This window comes from Streptomyces sp. NPDC005070 (assembly GCF_053600395.1).
The window spans coordinates 1-15,699 of the sequence record NZ_JBSFZS010000106.1; the positions used below are offsets into that span (position 1 = coordinate 1).

At 70.5% G+C, this 15,699-nt stretch carries 14 protein-coding genes; 4 read left to right on the plus strand and 10 right to left on the minus strand.

Translation table 11 applies throughout. The features are described 5' to 3' along the window. From ACWEBX_RS28710 to ACWEBX_RS28725, 4 genes are all read right to left on the minus strand, one after another. A partial coding sequence (locus ACWEBX_RS28710; protein WP_451887698.1) for a hypothetical protein occupies positions 1–227 on the minus strand: 227 nt, incomplete at its 3' end. 51 nt (positions 228–278) lie between these two features. After that, entirely contained in the window at positions 279–1,925 is a 1,647-nt protein-coding gene (locus ACWEBX_RS28715) for an MFS transporter (RefSeq protein WP_451887699.1), read from the minus strand. Then, positions 1,922–3,118, minus strand: coding sequence for a radical SAM protein (locus ACWEBX_RS28720; protein ID WP_451887700.1), 1,197 nt, complete (start codon positions 3,116–3,118; stop codon positions 1,922–1,924). The genes ACWEBX_RS28715 and ACWEBX_RS28720 overlap by 4 nt, the downstream gene beginning before the upstream one ends. Positions 3,119–3,223: 105 nt before the next feature. Next, positions 3,224–3,499 carry a hypothetical protein gene (locus ACWEBX_RS28725; RefSeq protein ID WP_384787301.1) on the minus strand — a complete coding sequence of 92 codons (276 nt, stop codon included), beginning with the start codon at positions 3,497–3,499 and terminating at the stop codon, positions 3,224–3,226. 477 nt (positions 3,500–3,976) lie between these two features. Between ACWEBX_RS28725 and ACWEBX_RS28730 the strand changes: the two genes are divergently transcribed. Further along, positions 3,977–5,245, plus strand: coding sequence for a cytochrome P450 (locus tag ACWEBX_RS28730; protein ID WP_451887701.1), 1,269 nt, complete (start codon positions 3,977–3,979; stop codon positions 5,243–5,245). A 365-nt stretch (positions 5,246–5,610) separates the two neighbouring features. Here the strand turns inward: ACWEBX_RS28730 and tnpA are convergent, their stop codons facing one another. After that, positions 5,611–6,039: an IS200/IS605 family transposase gene (gene tnpA / locus ACWEBX_RS28735; protein WP_451887702.1), complete on the minus strand. Its 429-nt coding sequence runs from the start codon at positions 6,037–6,039 to the stop codon at positions 5,611–5,613. Positions 6,040–6,062: 23 nt separating this feature from the next. Between tnpA and ACWEBX_RS28740 the strand changes: the two genes are divergently transcribed. Further along, a complete protein-coding gene (locus tag ACWEBX_RS28740; RefSeq protein WP_451887703.1) occupies positions 6,063–7,295 on the plus strand; it encodes an RNA-guided endonuclease InsQ/TnpB family protein in 1,233 nt (410 codons plus the stop codon). A gap of 265 nt (positions 7,296–7,560) precedes the next feature. On the opposite strand, the gene ACWEBX_RS28745 is transcribed toward ACWEBX_RS28740, so the two are convergent. Both ACWEBX_RS28745 and ACWEBX_RS28750 read right to left on the minus strand, forming a co-directional pair. After that, on the minus strand, positions 7,561–8,319 hold the full coding sequence (locus tag ACWEBX_RS28745) for a hypothetical protein (protein ID WP_451887704.1): 759 nt from the start codon (positions 8,317–8,319) through the stop codon (positions 7,561–7,563). 97 nt (positions 8,320–8,416) lie between these two features. Further along, positions 8,417–8,860: a MarR family winged helix-turn-helix transcriptional regulator gene (locus tag ACWEBX_RS28750; RefSeq protein ID WP_451887705.1), complete on the minus strand. Its 444-nt coding sequence runs from the start codon at positions 8,858–8,860 to the stop codon at positions 8,417–8,419. Between the two features lie 111 nt (positions 8,861–8,971). On the opposite strand from ACWEBX_RS28750, the gene ACWEBX_RS28755 reads away from it, so the two are divergent. Continuing rightward, positions 8,972–9,940, plus strand: coding sequence for a quinone oxidoreductase family protein (locus ACWEBX_RS28755; RefSeq protein WP_451887706.1), 969 nt, complete (start codon positions 8,972–8,974; stop codon positions 9,938–9,940). Positions 9,941–9,982: 42 nt separating this feature from the next. Continuing rightward, complete coding sequence (locus ACWEBX_RS28760; protein ID WP_451887707.1) at positions 9,983–10,519, plus strand: GNAT family N-acetyltransferase; 537 nt, start codon at positions 9,983–9,985, stop codon at positions 10,517–10,519. Positions 10,520–10,791: 272 nt separating this feature from the next. Here the strand turns inward: ACWEBX_RS28760 and ACWEBX_RS28765 are convergent, their stop codons facing one another. The 3 genes from ACWEBX_RS28765 to ACWEBX_RS28775 form a co-directional block, all read right to left on the minus strand. Further along, complete coding sequence (locus tag ACWEBX_RS28765; RefSeq protein WP_451887708.1) at positions 10,792–12,999, minus strand: ATP-binding protein; 2,208 nt, start codon at positions 12,997–12,999, stop codon at positions 10,792–10,794. 336 nt (positions 13,000–13,335) lie between these two features. Next, positions 13,336–14,118, minus strand: a complete 783-nt coding sequence (locus ACWEBX_RS28770; protein WP_451887709.1) for an intradiol ring-cleavage dioxygenase — start codon at positions 14,116–14,118, stop codon at positions 13,336–13,338. 225 nt (positions 14,119–14,343) lie between these two features. Further along, entirely contained in the window at positions 14,344–15,672 is a 1,329-nt protein-coding gene (locus ACWEBX_RS28775; RefSeq protein WP_451887710.1) for an LLM class flavin-dependent oxidoreductase, read from the minus strand. Positions 15,673–15,699 lie beyond the last annotated feature (27 nt).

The following is a 15,699-nucleotide window of genomic DNA, read 5'->3' on the forward strand; positions in this document are numbered from 1 at the left end:
GCGAACAGAGCGTCACGGGCCGGCCAGCGGGCCTCCTCCTCGGCGTAGAGCAGGTCCTGAGCGGCGCACCACGCGGTGGTGGCGGGGTTCCGCGCATCCTCCAGCCAGCGGTAGGGGTCGGCAACCCGCTGTCCGTGGACGATCTCCACCGGTCCGCTGCGTGGGGCCGGTGGGTAGGTGTACGGGGCGGGCGCCGGCCTGGCGTCGCGGGGCGGGGAGTGGGTCATCGCGGCGCTCCAGGGGGACGGATCACGTCGGTCGCGTGCGGGATGGGAGGCTCAGGTGTCACCGGAGCCCGGGCGTTGTGCGGGGGACGCCGGAGACGGGTCCTCGGGCTCCGGGCCGCCGGGAGGAATCGGTTCGCCGTGTGCTTCGACCGCCGGCCGGTCGGCAGAGCCGGGGGCGGGTTCGCCGTGTGCCTCGACCGCCGGCCGCTCGGCACCGCCGGAGGCCGGCTCGCCGTGCGCCTCGACCGCGGGCCGGTCGGCGTGGCTCGCGCCTGCGAGGGCCGGGGAATCCGGAATGCCGTAGGGAGCTGTGGCATCCGTGAACTCGGGCACGTCCAGGGGACCGGTGGTCTCGCCGGGACCAGCGGTGGCCTTCGTGCCGTCCGCCACGGCGTCGAACCCAGTCTTCCTCCCGTCGCCCGCCACGGCGTCGAACCCAGCCTTCCCCCCGTCGCCCGCGACACCGTCGGGGGCGGTCTTCTTCGCGTCGCCCGCCAAGGCGTCGAGGCTCGTCTCGCGCAGCAGGGGCACCGACGACACCACGGTGACCACCGCCGCGGTGCCGGCGAGCGCCAGCCAGGTGTGGCTCGCTCCCAGCGAGTCCACGAAGGAGCCCGCGAGAAGCGGTCCGAGAGAGGCGAGACCGGCCATCACCAGTCCGGTCGCGGTGCTGACCCTGCCGAGCAGGTCCCGTGGTGCGAGCACCAGCATGGCGCGGCCCACGACGATGCCGGCCGGCGGGCTGAAGAAGACGACCACGACCAGCACCGGGCCGATCGCCCAGGGGTGCGTCGTTGCGGAGAAGACGGCGAGGCCGACCGCCCAGACCATGCCGATGAGCAGGAACAGACGGGCGGCGGGGATTCTCTTGATCAGCCGTGGAGCCGCGGCGGCGCCCAGCATGGCCCCGATGCCCGCGCAGCCCATCACCGCTCCGATCGCCGCCCCGCCGGCGCCGCTCTGCCGCAGGGAGACGACCATGGTCGTCTGGGCCGCCGCCGAGACGACGTTGATGCCCGCGGCGAACAACAGCGCGGCCAGGAGCGTCCGTTGGTGCGTCAGCCACCGGAGCCCGGCCGTGAGCCGGTCGTCACGGTCGGTGGCGGCGACCGGGCGAGGGGGTTTCGTGGCGATCCGCAGCAGCAGGACGGCGGACACACCATAGGAAAGGGCGTCGGCGGCGAACGGCAGCATCGGGTCCATGGTGTACAACCAGCCACCGAGGAACGGCCCGAGGAGCGAGCTCGTCGCGACGGCGGCCTGGCTGCGGCTCAGCGCGTCGGTGAGGTCCTTCTCCGGGACCACGTCGCGGACGGCGATCGTGGCGGCCGGTGCGAAGAGCGCGGTGGCCGCGCCCTCGACCACGGCGACGCCGAGGAGATGTGCCTGCCCGAGGTCTCCCAGTGCCGACGCCAGGGGAATGCTGGCCAGCGCCACGAGCCGTAGAAGGTCGGTCCCGACCATGATCATCCGCCGGTCGAGCCGGTCGGCGAGCTGGCCCGCGGGCAGGCGCAGCAGGGTCCGGGTCACCAGCGAGAAGGTGGCGACCGTACCGGCTTGTGCCGCGCTGCCGCCGATGGAGAGGACGAGCAACGGGAAGGCGAGCAAGGACAGTTGCGAGCCGAGCGTGGACAGCGTCGTACTGAGCCAGTAACGGCGGAAGTCGGCGTTGGTCCGCAGGATGCCTGCGCCCTTCATCCCAGCCGCCCGACGGCGTGGAGGCTGTCCAGCACTCCGGCGTCGACCCGGTCCTGGAAGACGGCGCGGACGGCAGCCTCCTCGTCGTACTGGTAGTGGTCGTGGCAGCTCACCCAGCGGCCTTCGGTCTGCTCGGCGTCGAGGTAGCCGTCGGCGATGGTGCCGACCTCCATGCCGGGCTTGCCCGCGGTCTCCCAGCAACTGGCGAGCACACCGTCGGCGTTGACGACCGCGCCGTAGCGGCCGTCGGCGAAGGAGCAGGCCTGGCAGGGGACATGGGCGCGCGGACGGGCCACCGTGAAACCGAGTTCCAGGGCGCGGGCGTGCCAGCGGACGAAGTCGTCGACGAGACCGTTCTCGTGCATCAGGTTGTTGGCGTAGCCGACGCCGACGTCGCCGACGCGGGCGAAGTGGATGCCGCAGCGTGCGGGATCGAGGTGGGCACCGAGCCGTTCGACCAGGTCGTCCACACCGTGGCGGTTCAGGTGGGAGACGTTGACGCGCAGCATCCAGCGCAGGGAGGTCTTCTCGATGGCGCGCGCGATGTTGGACACGATGACGTCGAAGGTGCCGCCTCCGGAGCGTCGTACGCGGATGGCGTCGTGGTCGGCGCGGTCGCCGTCGAAGGTCACCTGTACGGAGCCGAGGCCCGCCGCGTTGAGTTCCTTGGCGATCAGCGGTGTGAGCAGGGTGCCGTTGGACGTCATCGACGCGGTGAGGGTGCCCAACTCAGCTGCCCTGGTGAGCAGATCGCGGCAGCCTCGCGGATTGAGCAGCGGCTCGCCGCCGAACAGCAGCAGCGACAGTTTGTCCATGCCGGCCGCGGCCATGCGCTCACGGGTGAAGTCCAGCACCTGTCCGACGGCTTCGGGGGTCAGCCGGGCATGCTGGATGCGCGGCGGCCGGCTTCCTCCCTTGGGGTCCTGCGCGGTGTTCTGGAAGCAGTAGCCGCAGCCGAGGTTGCAGTCCGTGCTGGTCAGTACGGTCAGCGAGTACGAGTTGTAGGGCTTTACGTCGTACAGTCCCGCCTCGCGGAGATAGCGTTCGGCGGAGGGCCGCAGGGCGCCGTCGGCCTCGACCTGGCCCGGGCGCATCAGCGCGTAGCCGCCGGCGCCCAGGAACCACCACCCCCTGCGGGCCTGGATCAGACGGGCCCCGGCGGCGGGGACGGCGACGGACTGCGTACCGGGCACGGCAACCTCCGGAGCGAGGGCGGGAGTTGGAGGGCGGGCGCGGGCCCGGTCGCGGCGGCGTCAGGCGCCACCGCGACCGGGAGGACCGCGCCGGTGGTGAGCCGATCAGGCGTTGTGCTCCTGGTGGACGCCGCACCAGGGGGTGTCCTCGCCCTCCTCGGAGTGGGCGATCACCTCGGGCTCGTCGGCGGCGGTCTCCTGGTGGACGCCACACCAGGCGACGTTCGACGCGGCGTGCGCGACCACTTCGGGCTCGTCGGCGGCGGTCTCCTGATGCACCCCGCACCAGGCGACGTTCGACGCGGCGTGCGCGACGACCTCGGGAGTCTCCTCCGCGGGGGTCTCGGTGGTCTCCTCGTTGGGCTCGACGTTCTCGGCCATGATGGTCCTCCATACGACGGGCGTTCGGGACGACGGACGGCAGCGGTTCGCCGACCGGCAGGAAGCTAGGAGGAGGGGGTTCGGCACCGGTTCATGGCCGGTTGGGCCCTGGTGAAATGCCTGGTGGGGGCGGTGTCTGCCGTGCTCGAGCGGAGAAGGCGGTGGACCACGGCCACGATGTCGCTTCCCGTGGATGCGGGGTGCTGCTCCCGGAACTTCAGGGCGTCGCTCACCGGAGTACGGCGGGGGCCGAGGCACCTCGAGGCGTCGCTCACTGGAGTACGACGGGGCGGTCAAGGCACATCAAGGCGTCGCTCCCAGGAATACGGCGCGCGGCCGAGGCACAGGAGGCCCCCGGCAGCGAGGCGGGTCGAGGCCGGCTGCATACCGGAATCCCACCGGGCGCCAACCGGCGGGCAACCGGCCGTTCCTACGCTGACCGCCGCACACTCCGCGACCGCGAGAGGACGCCTCCGTATGGACACCGAGCCCGTCGTCACGGCCGCGCCGTCCGCCCCGCCGGCACCGGCACCGGCACCGGCGCTTGGGCAGCGGCTGCCGGAGCCGCTGGGGGCCGGGTTCCTGGCCCGTCCGGAGGAGACGCTGGCGGAGATCCGGGAGGCCTGTCCCGTGACCCGGATCAGGACGCCCGCCGGACGGCCGGCGTGGCTGGTGACCCGCGCCGAGGACGTGCGGGCCGGATTCCTCGACCCCCGGCTCTCCTTGAGCGGCGGTCATGTCCCCGACCCGGGCGTACGCCGACGCGCCCTGGACGTGACGCTGGTGAACTACGACCCGCCGGACCACACGCGGATCCGCCGTCTGGCGACGCCCGCGCTCACCCCGGCGCGCATGGCCGCCCACAGAGAACGCATCGAGCTCAACGCCGTTGAACTCCTCGACGCGGCGGACGCGGCGCGGGGACAGGGACCGGTCGAGTTGATGGACTCCTTCGCGCGCCCGTTCGCCTTCCGGTCGCTGTGCGAGGTCTTCGAGGTGCGCGAGGAGGAACGGGCCGCGCTGTACGAGCCGGTGGCGCTCCTCGCGGACAAGGCGGGGTGCTCCGCCCGGGCCGTCGAGGAGAGCGTGGCCCGGATCGACGTGTTCGTCCGGGGCGAGATGGGCCGCCGCACGGCTTCTCCGGGGGACGATGTCGTCTCCCGCGTCCTGGCTGCGTGGCACCAGCAGGGCGGCGCGACGGAGGACGAGGTCGCCTCCCTCCTGGCGATGCTGTTTCTGGCCGGCTTCGACAGCACGGTTCAGGCGATCGGCATGAGTGTGGTGGCGTTGCTCGGCCACCGCGACGTACAGGAGTCCTTGCGGGACGAGCCGTCGAGGATTCCGCGCGCGGTGGACGAGTTGTTGCGCTGGGACACCCCGGGCCCTTTCAGTACCAAGAGGGTGGCGCTGGAGGACGTCCGGTTCGGGGACACGGTCATTCCGGCGGGCAGCGGTGTCCTGCTCTCCGTGGCGGCGGCCAATCACGACCCGCGCTGCCACGCCGACCCGGGCGCGCTGGACCCGGACCGCGGTACCGCCGCACGCCACCTGTCCTTCGGCCTCGGTCCGCACTACTGCCCCGGATCGGCACTGGCCCGCCTTGAGCTGACGGTGGCCCTGACGGCGGTCCTGGGCCGCTGGAGCCGACTGGACCCGGCGGTACCGTTGAACGAACTGACGTGGGGCGGCGGCTATTTGCACCGCCGACTGGCGGCGCTGCCTGTCCAGCCGGGCAGCCGGGCCTGAGGAGCGAGGAGCCCTCGGCCTGGATTCGGCTCGAAGCCAAGGGCAGCCCCGTGAGGCGTCCGCGAAACCCCTGGGGTGTGGACCTCGATTCGGCGGCGCGGCCACGTACGTGAGTACTCCTACTCAGGACAGAGACCGTCGCCGACACCACACTGAACCGGTGACGAGAACCGGACCGGGTCGTGGGCGGCGCGGTCGAGTCGTGGCCTGTCTGGCCTTGGCGACGAGCCTGGCCTTCGGCCTCTACCTCTGATCTTGGGAGAGTGCCCCGGCCTTCAGGCCTGGGGGTGAATCGCATCTTTGGACTGCTGTGACCTCAACTGTGGGCACGGGCCTGCGCTACCTACCCGCGCCCACGACTGTGTTCAGTCCGGACGCTTCTGCTGTGTGATGTAGTCCTTGACCACCTGGAGCGGAGCGCCGCCGCATGAGCCGGCGAAGTATGAGGGTGACCAGAACCGGCCGTGCATGATCGCTGGGTTGACCCGGCCGGTGAACTCCGCGCGCAGGCGGCGTGAGGAGACGCCTTTGAGGCTGTTGACCAGGCTGGCCAGGGCGACCTTCGGCGGGTAGTGCACGAGCAGGTGGACGTGGTCCGTTACACCGTTGAACTCCTTCAGCTCCGCGTCGAAGTCCTCGCACACCTTGCGCATGACCTCTTCGCAGCGCGTCAGCATCTCGTCGTTCATGACTCGACGCCGATACTTGGTGACGAATATCAAGTGTGCGTGCAGGCTGTAGACGACTGTTCGGCCCCTGCGGATATCGGGGTTTGGTTCCCATCGTGGAGACATGGGCCAGCGGTATGGTGATCGTTGTGCAGCTTCGGTACAGCTTCCGCCTGTATCCGAGTGTTGGTCAGCGCATGGCGTTGGCGAGGGCGTTCGGGTGTGCGCGGGTCGTCTTCAACGACGCGTTGCGCGTCCGTGAGGAGGCCCGTGCGGCGGGGCTGGGGTTCGTCACCTCGGCGGAGCTGTCCAGGAACCTGACGGCCGCGAAGAAAACACCGGAACGGGCCTGGCTCGGCGAAGTGTCTTCGGTCGTTCTTCAGCAGTCCCTGCGCGACCTGGACACCGCCTACCGGAACTTCTTCGACGGGCTCAAGGGCAAGCGCCCGAAGATGGGTGCGCCGCGTTTCAAATCGAAGCGGGACAACCGGCAGTCGATCCGCTTCACCTCCAACGCCTCATGGCGGATCACGCCGGGCGGGAAACTGAGACTGCCGAAGGTCGGCGACGTTCCGGTGCGCTGGTCCCGCGCATTGCCGTCCACGCCGTCCACGGTGACCGTGGTCAAGGACGCGGCGGGCAGGTACTTCGCGAGCTTCGTCGTAGAGACGGACGCCTGCGAGGTACTGCCCGGGACGACACCAGAGATCGGCATCGACCTCGGCCTCCGGCACTTCGCCGTCCTCTCCGACGGCCGGAAGATCGACAGCCCCCGCTTCCTGCGCCGGGCCGAGAAGCGCCTGAAGAAGATGCAGCGGGACCTGTCCCGCAAACAGAAGGGCTCCAACAACCGGGGCAAGGCCCGGCTGAAGGTCGCCCGCGCTCACGCGCAGGTCACCGACGCACGCCGCGAATTCCACCACCAGCTCTCCACCCGGCTGATCCGCGAGAACCAAGCGATCGCCGTCGAGGACCTGTGTGTCAAAGGACTCGCCCGCACGCGCCTGGCCAAATCCGTCCACGACGCCGGATGGTCCGCGTTCGTGACCATGCTGGAGTACAAAGCCGCCCGGTACGGACGCACCCTCGTGAGAATCGGCCGGTTCGAACCGACCTCCCAGGTGTGCTCCGCATGTGGCGTCAAGGACGGCCCCAAACCGCTGAACGTCCGGGAGTGGACGTGCTCGGCGTGCGGGACCGTCCTCGACCGGGACGTCAACGCGGCGGTCAACGTCGCCAAGGCCGCCGGACTGGCGGCATCAGCCTGTGGAGCGCAGGTAAGACCGGCACCCGTGCCGGCACAGCGCAGCGAAACAGGAACACGCCAGGAGCTGCCCACCGCGTCGCCGCAGTGGGAGCAGATTGGAATCCCGGGCCTCTAGGCCCGAGAGGATGTCAATGGATCAGCCCCTTGCACGACCCCGAGAAGACCGGCCGCGCACGGGCCGAAGCTGCCCATCGTGCGGCGACCATGGAGGGCGCGCTGCACGCCCTCCGTCCGGGACCGACGGGCCGGCGATCAGCGCCTGCCGTACGTCGTCGGGGACAGGCCGGCTCCCTTGGGACGCCGGGGACGCCGACTGGGTGACCAGGCAGTAGAGCAGGTGCTGCGGGCCGTTCGGTCGGGGAGCAGGGGCCACGTGCGCGTCAGGATCGCGGGGCGGGGTCGGAACGCGCAGTCGAAGGCTGGGAGAAGTTGGTGGCGGCCATCACCTCCGGAGGGCGCACATATCCGCCGACGCTCTCGACGCGCACGACGAGCGCCAGAGGTGACTTCGTGTCGTACGCCTTCGCCAGCCTTCGGATCTCGGCGCGGGCGAAGAGCTGGGTCGCCCCCGACGTCGCCAGGGTGCCGCAGCCCGCGATCATGACAAGGCGGCTTCCGGCCGCGAAGGGGTTGCGTGCCAGCAGGACGATCGCGTGGTCCACGCGAGTCGTCGCACCACTTTCCGACTCCCCGTACTCCTCGCCGTCCTCCGCACCCACGATGCGGTAGTCGTCGGAGAACTGCCGATAGGAGTAAGGGGCGTTGAGCCGGTCGGCCATCAACTGCCAGACTCCGTTGTGCGCCGGCCCGCCGATCACGACCAGGTTCTCCTCGGCGTCCGATGCCATGGCGAACGCCCTGGCCCTGACGGTCACGGCCTCGTGCAGCCGCAGATCCTGGGAGAGGAACTGCCGCAGATTCATGGCGGCGAGGGCATCGGCCTCATGGATCTTCGGATAGGCGGACGACGCCCGGCTGGACTCCCCCACGACCACCACCACACGTCGGCCGCGGTCCAGCCGCCACACCCGCGCGGCCGGGACCTTCGTCCGGTAGTAGTGCACAAGGGCACGGCCCAGCCAGCCGACGGCGAACGCCAGCAGCGAGGCCACGAGGTTGACCGTCAGGTCCTCCCCCACGATTTCCCCTCCCGCACTCGGCTCCGCCTGGGCCTGCACCTCAACAAGCAGTCTGCACCACCGATTTGGCGGAGGAGAAGCAATCGCCGTGCGGGACCTATGCCTCGTGCACCCGCGTCAGAAGTTCCATCAACTGCCGGCGCTCCGTCGCGCCGAGCGGCTCCAGCAGTTCGGCGTTGGCTCGCTCCGCCAGCTCCGCGCACCGCTCAAGGGTCCGCATGCCCGCCGACGTCACCGTCACCGCGTTCTTGCGACGGTCCCGCGGGTGGGGTTCGCGCCGGGCCAACCCGGCTTCCTCCAGGTGGTTGAGCAGGAGGACCACGTCCTTCGCATCGAAGCCCAGTCGGCGCGCCAGATCCGCCTGGGCGACAGGCCCGTACTCGGACACGGCCGCGAGCACGGCGTGATGCGGCAGCTTCAGCCCTTCTGCGGCGATCGCCTCGGCGACCAGGCTCCGGCCGCGCGCCGCCACCCGGCCGACCAGCCAGCTCGGCAGGGACTGGATGTGCGCCAGGGCTCCCAGGTGTTCGGTGCGCGTCATGGAATCAGACTATCCGCAATTCGTTGGACTTCCCCATGACCAAACTCTAGGCTGACAATTCCGTTGGAGATCCCAACGATTCCGAGTCCTGTTTCACCCCTGGAGGTGTCCATGCGTCGTGTCCGCTATGAGGTCAACGGCGGCCCAGAGGTTCTCTTCACCGAGGAGGCGCCCGTTCCAGAGCCCGGCCCGGGTGAACTACTCGTCCGCAGCGAGGCGGTCGGAGTCACGTTGCCCGCCGTGCGAAAGGTGCGCGAGGGCGCCGAGCCCGGTCCGCTCGGCGGCGAGGTGGCAGGCACCGTCGTCGCGGTCGGTGAAGGCGCCACCGGGTTCGCGGAGGGCGACCGCGTCACCGGTCTCTGCTTCTCCCACGCCTACGCCGAACTGGCCCTCATCGACCACGCGATGGCCTCGCGCATACCCGGTTGGGCGACGGCCGTGGACGCCGTGGCCCTGGTCCGCAGCGGCCTGGTGGCGCGCGGCGCCTACGAGGCCGGTCGCCCCGCCCCTGGTGACAGCGTCCTGGTCACCGCGGCGGCAAGCGCGGTCGGTGTCCTGGCCTTGCAGTACGCCAGGGCGGGATCGGCCTCTCGCGTGGTCGCCGCCGTCAGCAGCGCGGACAAGGCGGAGTTCGTTCGTGCCCTCGGCGCCGACGAGGTCGTGCTCTACGGGGACGCGTCCTGGGGCGATCCGGTCGACATCGTGCTCGACGGGGTCGGCGGAGAACTGCTCGGCCCGGCGGTTCGCGCGCTGGCCCCCGGCGGCCGCCTGGTCGCCTTCAGTTCGGGCGGCGGCACGATCGACGCGTACGAGCTACTGGTCCGGGGTGCCTCGGTCATCGGCTTCCAGATGGCGGCCATCGCCCGGGACAGGCCCTCGGTGTACGCGCGCCGACGCGACGAACTGTGGGAACTCCACCGCAACGGCACACTGCGACCCCGCGTATACGCCGAGATCCCCCTCACGGAAGCAGCGCGTGCCCACGAGATCATCGAGTCCCGCCGCAACCTCGGAAAGGTCGTCCTGATACCGGGACGCCAGGGCGTATCCGCAAAGTCTCGCCTGCCCGGCGACGCCTGACATCCCCTGGGCGTGCCCTGCCGCAGGGATCATCATGGGGGAATGCCGGACAACCGATCCCCTGTGCCGCCGACCGTGGTGCGGCTCCCCCAGTACACGAAGGCCGACCAGGACGAGATACTCGGCGACTCCGACGATCCCTTCGGTGTCGCCTCGACCGGTCTGACCTGGTTGCCCAAGGAGGTGCATTTCGGTGTCAGACACGACCGCCGCCTCGTGGCACACGTTGGCCTGCTGCGACTGCCCGTAGTGATCGGCGATGCCCGGACAGAGGTGGTGGGAGTCGGCGGGGTAGCTGTCGCGTCCACCGTGCGAGGTCGGGGCCTGGCGCGGCTCACCATCGCCGCCGCGCTGGAACACGCTGCCGCCATGGGTCCTCGGTACGCCCTCCTGTTCTGCCGGCCTCCTCTCGTATCGCTCTACCAGCGCCTCGGATGGCACCCGCTCGACACGCCGGTACTCGTCGAGCAGCCCGAAGCCGACGTGGTGACCATGCCGTTGCGGACCATGGTGACGCCGCTGCGCGAAGCCACCGACTGGCCGCCGGGGACGGTGCGGCTGCTGTCGCTGCCCATGTGACGCACGTCTGCACCCCGCGACCCGGTACCGGTCACGCGGCCGCCGCGGCCTCCGGGGCCGACCGCGCGGGCCATCGGGCGGGACGCAGGGCCGCCGGCGCGTAGAACCCGCCCTCCGGTGGTCCCACCGGTCGACGAACACCCCGGCCGGGGGCCCGACCAGCAGGATGGCGACGACCAACAGGGCGGATACGGCGGCGGGCGCGAACGGCTTGGCGGCGAGCACCACGGTGCCGATCCACAGGGGCAGTGTCGATGCTGGGCCTGGCATCGTCAGGAATCGTCCCTGGTTCGTGCGGCCGCCCACAGAGCGATCCGGGTGCGTGAGCGCAGGCCCAGTTTGTCGCGGACCTTGTCCAGGTGGGTGGCGACAGTACGTTCCGAAAGACCTAACTTTGCACCGATCTGGCGGTTCGTCAGCCCTTCGGCGACGAGCTCGGCGACCGTGAACTCCCGTCCTGTGAGCGGGAACTGGTCCACGACGACCGCGGTGGCGCCAGACGCCGAGCGAGGGTAGCCGCTCCCTCTCCGCAGGGCGTATGCGACGAGCCGGTCTCCCTGCAGTCGCCGGCCACCGCTGACAGCAGCGTCCTGCGCAGCCGCCGACAGCCCTGCCCGTGCACGAGCCGCGGTCAGTTCCACCCGTCGGCGCCACGGGCCTTCCGGCTCGGTGTCCAGCCGACGGCGTGCCTGCGCGCTCGCCTCGTACAAACGCAGGGCTCGCCGCAAGTCACCGCTCTCGGCGGCCACGAGGGCCAGTCCCTCGACCGGGTACAGCGCGTGGAAGCTTGCTTCGGGGACGATCCGGAGCACCTCGCCGAACAGTTCCTCGGCGTTGTCCAGACGGCCAAGGGACAGCCGTACGGCGCCCGCGGTGTGCAGGGCGGCGGCAGCCCGGCTCCAGTGCGCCTGCTCCCTGAGCACCGGAAGACAGCGACCCATGAGCAAGTCGGCCTCGGCTTCCTCGCCCGCCTGGAGCAGGGCCCAAGCCAGGTGTTGGGTGCACCACGCGGTGTCCTCCCGGCGGCCGAGCGCGGAGACGACACGCAGGCAATCACGCAGGTCCGCGACGGCGGCGGCGGATTCACCACGGCACAGCAGTGCTGCCGCCCGCGCGTCCAGCGCGTTGGCGAGACCGGCGGGGTGGTCACGCGCCCGTTCCTGGCGTACCGCCTGCTCACCAAGGCGTAGCGCTGCGGCCAGGTCGGTCTGCTGGCAGGCGACACGGGTGGCGAGTGCCGCTACCGCGCCGCCGAGGCCAGGCGTGGCAGGCCGCTGCAGAAGGTCGTCCAAGAGCGAGCGGGCGGCCGAAGGCTGCTCGTGCTGGTAGTACACGCGGGCCAGTTCCAGGGTCAGCCGGTCGCTCGAGGGGGCATCGCCGCCGCCGGCGCCGGCCAGGGCCGCTGCGAGATTGTCCCGTTCGCCGGTGAGCGGCCCACGGGCCTGGTCGGCGAACACCTCGCCACCGGTTTGTTCCGCGAGGCTGTTCAGCCAGTCGAGGGACCGCCGCCGTACGGCATCCAGCTCGCCCGATGCGATCAGACGCTCCATGGCGCAGGCGCGAACGACGTTCAACTGCCGGAAGCGCGCGGGGTGCGCGTCGCCCGGCAGCCGTGCGATCAGCGACTTGGCTTCAAGGCCGCACAAGACGCCGAGAATCTGGCGTGGGGCGACGCCGCTGCCGGCGCAGACCGCCTCGGCTGCGGCCGTGTCGAATCCTCCGACGAGCACCGCGAGGCGCCGGAAAACCGCCTGTTCCGTCGGCTCGAGGAGCCGATGGCTCCAGTCGATCGCGACGGTCAGTCCGTTGTGACGACAGGGACCTGTCCGGTTTCCGTCGGTGAGAAGCGAGAGCTGGAGCAGCCGGTCGTCCAGTCCGGCGAGGATGTCGCCCAGTGGGAGTGTGCCGACGCGGCGCGCCGCGAGTTCGATGCCGAGCGTCAGACCGTCCAATCGGCGGCATATCTCGGCAACAGTCGCAGCGTTGCCGCGCCAGAGGGTGAAGCCGGGCGCACGGTTGGCGGCGCGTTCGACGAACAGGCGGACGGCGTCCGAGCGCAGGAGGGCGGCAGGGTCGTCACCGGTGCTGGTCGGTGGCAGAGACAGCTCGCCGACCCGGAACACGGTCTCGCCGGGGACCCGCAGCGCTTCCCGGCTGGTGGCCAGGATCCGCAACCGGGGGCAGTGGCTCAGCAGTGTCGCGGCCAGCTGAGCGCACGGCTGCGCCAGATGTTCGCAGTTGTCCAGGATGACGAGCCGGGAGGTGTTGCCGATCGCACGGACGAGAGCGTCGGTGCCGGATCGCCCCGCGCGCTCGCCCACGCCCAGCGCGGCGGCCACGGACTGTGCGAGCGGAGCGTCGTCGTGCAGCGAGTCGAGTTCGATCAGGTCAACCCGCGCGTAGCGCTCGGGCAGCCGTTCGGCGAACTCCAGCGCCAGCCGCGTCTTGCCGACGCCTCCGGATCCAGTCAGCGTGAGCAAGCGCGATGTCCTCAGCAGGGCGCGCAGGACGAAGAGTTCCTCTCGTCGCCCCACGAAGGAGTCGAGCGCTCGTGGCAGCCCGCGACCCGAATCCGAAAGGGAGGCATCCGGTGAGGTTGGTCGTTGCCCTCTGGAGCCTTGTATCGAGCGTTGTCTGAAAGCGCGTTGTCGGCACGCGTTGGAGCAATACCGGGCTGGCCGACCGCCGCGTGATCCGGCGGTCAGCGCCGCTCCGCACAACTCGCATGTCCTGTGCCGGGTCATTCCCGATTCCTGGCCGCGGATTTCTGGGCGAAACCTTCCGGTCTCATCGGTTCGGCCGCCCGAGAGGGTGCGTCAGGGCGTTGCGGCGGGATTGACACCGAGGATGACGGTGCCGACCACTCCCTTGCCGAGGTCGCTGCCGGCCTGGGTGACACTCAGCAGGGTCGAGGACCCCCCGTTGCGATATATGCCGTCCCTTGCGTTGAGGGTGCGGGTCGCGGTGTTGTTCCGGTAGGGGGTCAACGCGGCGATCTTGGTGTTGTACGTCTCGGGGAAATAGAGCTGGCCCGTGTGGGAGACGTGGCCTCCGTGGTACGTCCCGTTGGACACGGTGCCGCCGGCATGGGTCTTGAGGTGGATGTGGATTGCGCGGCCGACGTACCAGCCGGGATAGACGGTAGTGAACTCCGCGACGCCGGCGGAGTCGGTCAGCTGAACGCCTCGCAGGAATGTCGTGTCCGGCGTCGAGCCGCCCGCGACGTAGCCGGAGTAGACACCGAGCGCGTCGCACTGCCAGATGTCGACCGCCGTGTTGGGCAACGGGAAGCAGGTCGCGGTGTCGACGACCGTCACGCGGAGCGTGAGCGGGACGCCCGCCTTGCCCTCGGTGATGTTCTTGCGGACCGTCTCGAGGTCCAGATAGTAGGGACCTTCGGTCTGCTCGGGCGTCAGGACACAGGCAGCGGCCAGTCCGGTGGCGGCCTGGGGCGTGTCGCCTGGGCCTGCGGCTGCGGCTCGCGAAGCCGGGATTCCGAGGGCGGCCACACCGAGTGCTGCTCCGCCCAGGGTGGCGAGGATGGATCTGCGGGTGGCGTCGGTCTGCTCCGCAGGTTCGTGGTGGGGGGCTTCAGTCATGCCGCCACGATGGCCCGTGCAGCGGCATACCGGATCGGTCGGACAACCGATGACTCGAGTGCGTTACGAAACCCACCGCATCGCCGGGTCCAGCCCGGCCCGGTCGAGGACCGATATGAGGCCCGCGGCCCGTCCCCGGCGCGCACGCACGGTCCGCACCAGGCAGGTCCGTGCGTGCGCGCATCCGGGGAACTCGCATGGCGGCCCCGGCGCGGGCGCGTGCGGTCAGGCCCGGAACTGGTTCGCCGGGACCGGAAGCCCGTAGTGCTCGCGCAGAGTGGCGCCTTCGTACTCCTCTCGGAACAGGCCCTTGCCACGCAGGATCGGCAGGACGTGCTCCACGAACGCCGCGAGGCCCGACGGCAGGGCGGGCGCCATGATGTTGAATCCGTCGGCGGCGCCGCCCTCGAACCAGGCGATGATCGTGTCGGCCACCTGCTCGGGCGTGCCGATGAACTCGAAGTGGCCGCGTCCTCCGCCGAGTCGGGAGATGATTTGACGGACAGTGAGTTGCTCTCGTACCGCGAGGTCGATGATCAGGTCGGAACGGCTCTGTGTGCCCTCCAGCTTCGGCCTGGCGAGGATGAAGTCCGGCAGGGGCTTGTCGAGTTCGAAGACCGAGGGCTCGGTCTCGAACACGGCGGCCAACTGGCGCAGCCCGTACTCCGGGATGCGCAGTTCGTCGAACTGACGGGCCAGCGCGCGGGCTTCCGACTCGGTCGACCCGATGTACGGGACGATGCCGGGCAGGACGATCACACCGTCCGGGTCGCGGCCCGCGGCCGTGGTACGTGCCTTGATGTCGCCGTAGAAGGCGGCCGCGCGCTCGTAGGTCGTGTGAGCGGTGAAGATGGCCTCGGCGTGGCGGGCGGCGAAGTCCCGGCCGTCCTCGGACGAGCCGGCCTGGACGAGCAGCGGGTAACCCTGCGGCGGGCGCTGCACGTTGAGCGGGCCGGCCACCTTGAAGTGGTTGCCCTGGTGGCCGAGCGGGTGCAGCCGTTCGGGGTCTGCGTAGCGTCCGGTGGCCTTGTCCGCGACGACGGCGTCGGACTCCCAACTGTCCCACAGGGCCTTGGCGACCTTGAGGAACTCGTCCGCGCGGGCGTAGCGCTCGGCGTGGCCGGGGCGGTCGTCGAGTCCGAAGTTGGCCGCCTCGTCCGCCCCTGCCGAGGTGACGATGTTCCAGCCGGCGCGGCCGCCGCTGACGTGGTCGACGGAGGCGAGCCGGCGGGCGAGGTTGTAGGGCTCGTTGTAGGTCGACGAGACGGTCGCGATGAGGCCGATGCGGCTGGTCGCCTGGGACAGGGCGGTCAGCAGTGTCAGTGGTTCGAGCTGGCCCGGTGGGCGGAACTCGCCTGTTCCCATGAGTGCCGGGCCGTCCGCCAGGAACAGCGAGTCGAACTTGGCGCTCTCGGCGAGCTGCGCCAGCTCGATCCAGTGCCGCAGGTCGAAGTCCGCCCGGGGGTTGCTGTGCGGGAGCCGCCATGCCGCCTCGTGGTGGCCCGCTTCCATGAGGAAGGCGTTGAGGTGGAGCCGGCGCTGTGTGTCAGTCACGGGTTGTCTCCTTTGCGCGTCGAGGTG

Coding starts and splice junctions, on each gene's coding strand:
- tnpA (WP_451887702.1), bottom strand. CDS start 6,039: ATGTCTCCACGATGGGAACCAAACCCCGATATCCGCAGGGGCCGAACA.
- ACWEBX_RS28725 (WP_384787301.1), bottom strand. CDS start 3,499: ATGGCCGAGAACGTCGAGCCCAACGAGGAGACCACCGAGACCCCCGCG.
- ACWEBX_RS28770 (WP_451887709.1), bottom strand. CDS start 14,118: ATGACTGAAGCCCCCCACCACGAACCTGCGGAGCAGACCGACGCCACC.
- ACWEBX_RS28760 (WP_451887707.1), top strand. CDS start 9,983: ATGCCGGACAACCGATCCCCTGTGCCGCCGACCGTGGTGCGGCTCCCC.
- ACWEBX_RS28730 (WP_451887701.1), top strand. CDS start 3,977: ATGGACACCGAGCCCGTCGTCACGGCCGCGCCGTCCGCCCCGCCGGCA.
- ACWEBX_RS28715 (WP_451887699.1), bottom strand. CDS start 1,925: ATGAAGGGCGCAGGCATCCTGCGGACCAACGCCGACTTCCGCCGTTAC.
- ACWEBX_RS28750 (WP_451887705.1), bottom strand. CDS start 8,860: ATGACGCGCACCGAACACCTGGGAGCCCTGGCGCACATCCAGTCCCTG.
- ACWEBX_RS28755 (WP_451887706.1), top strand. CDS start 8,972: ATGCGTCGTGTCCGCTATGAGGTCAACGGCGGCCCAGAGGTTCTCTTC.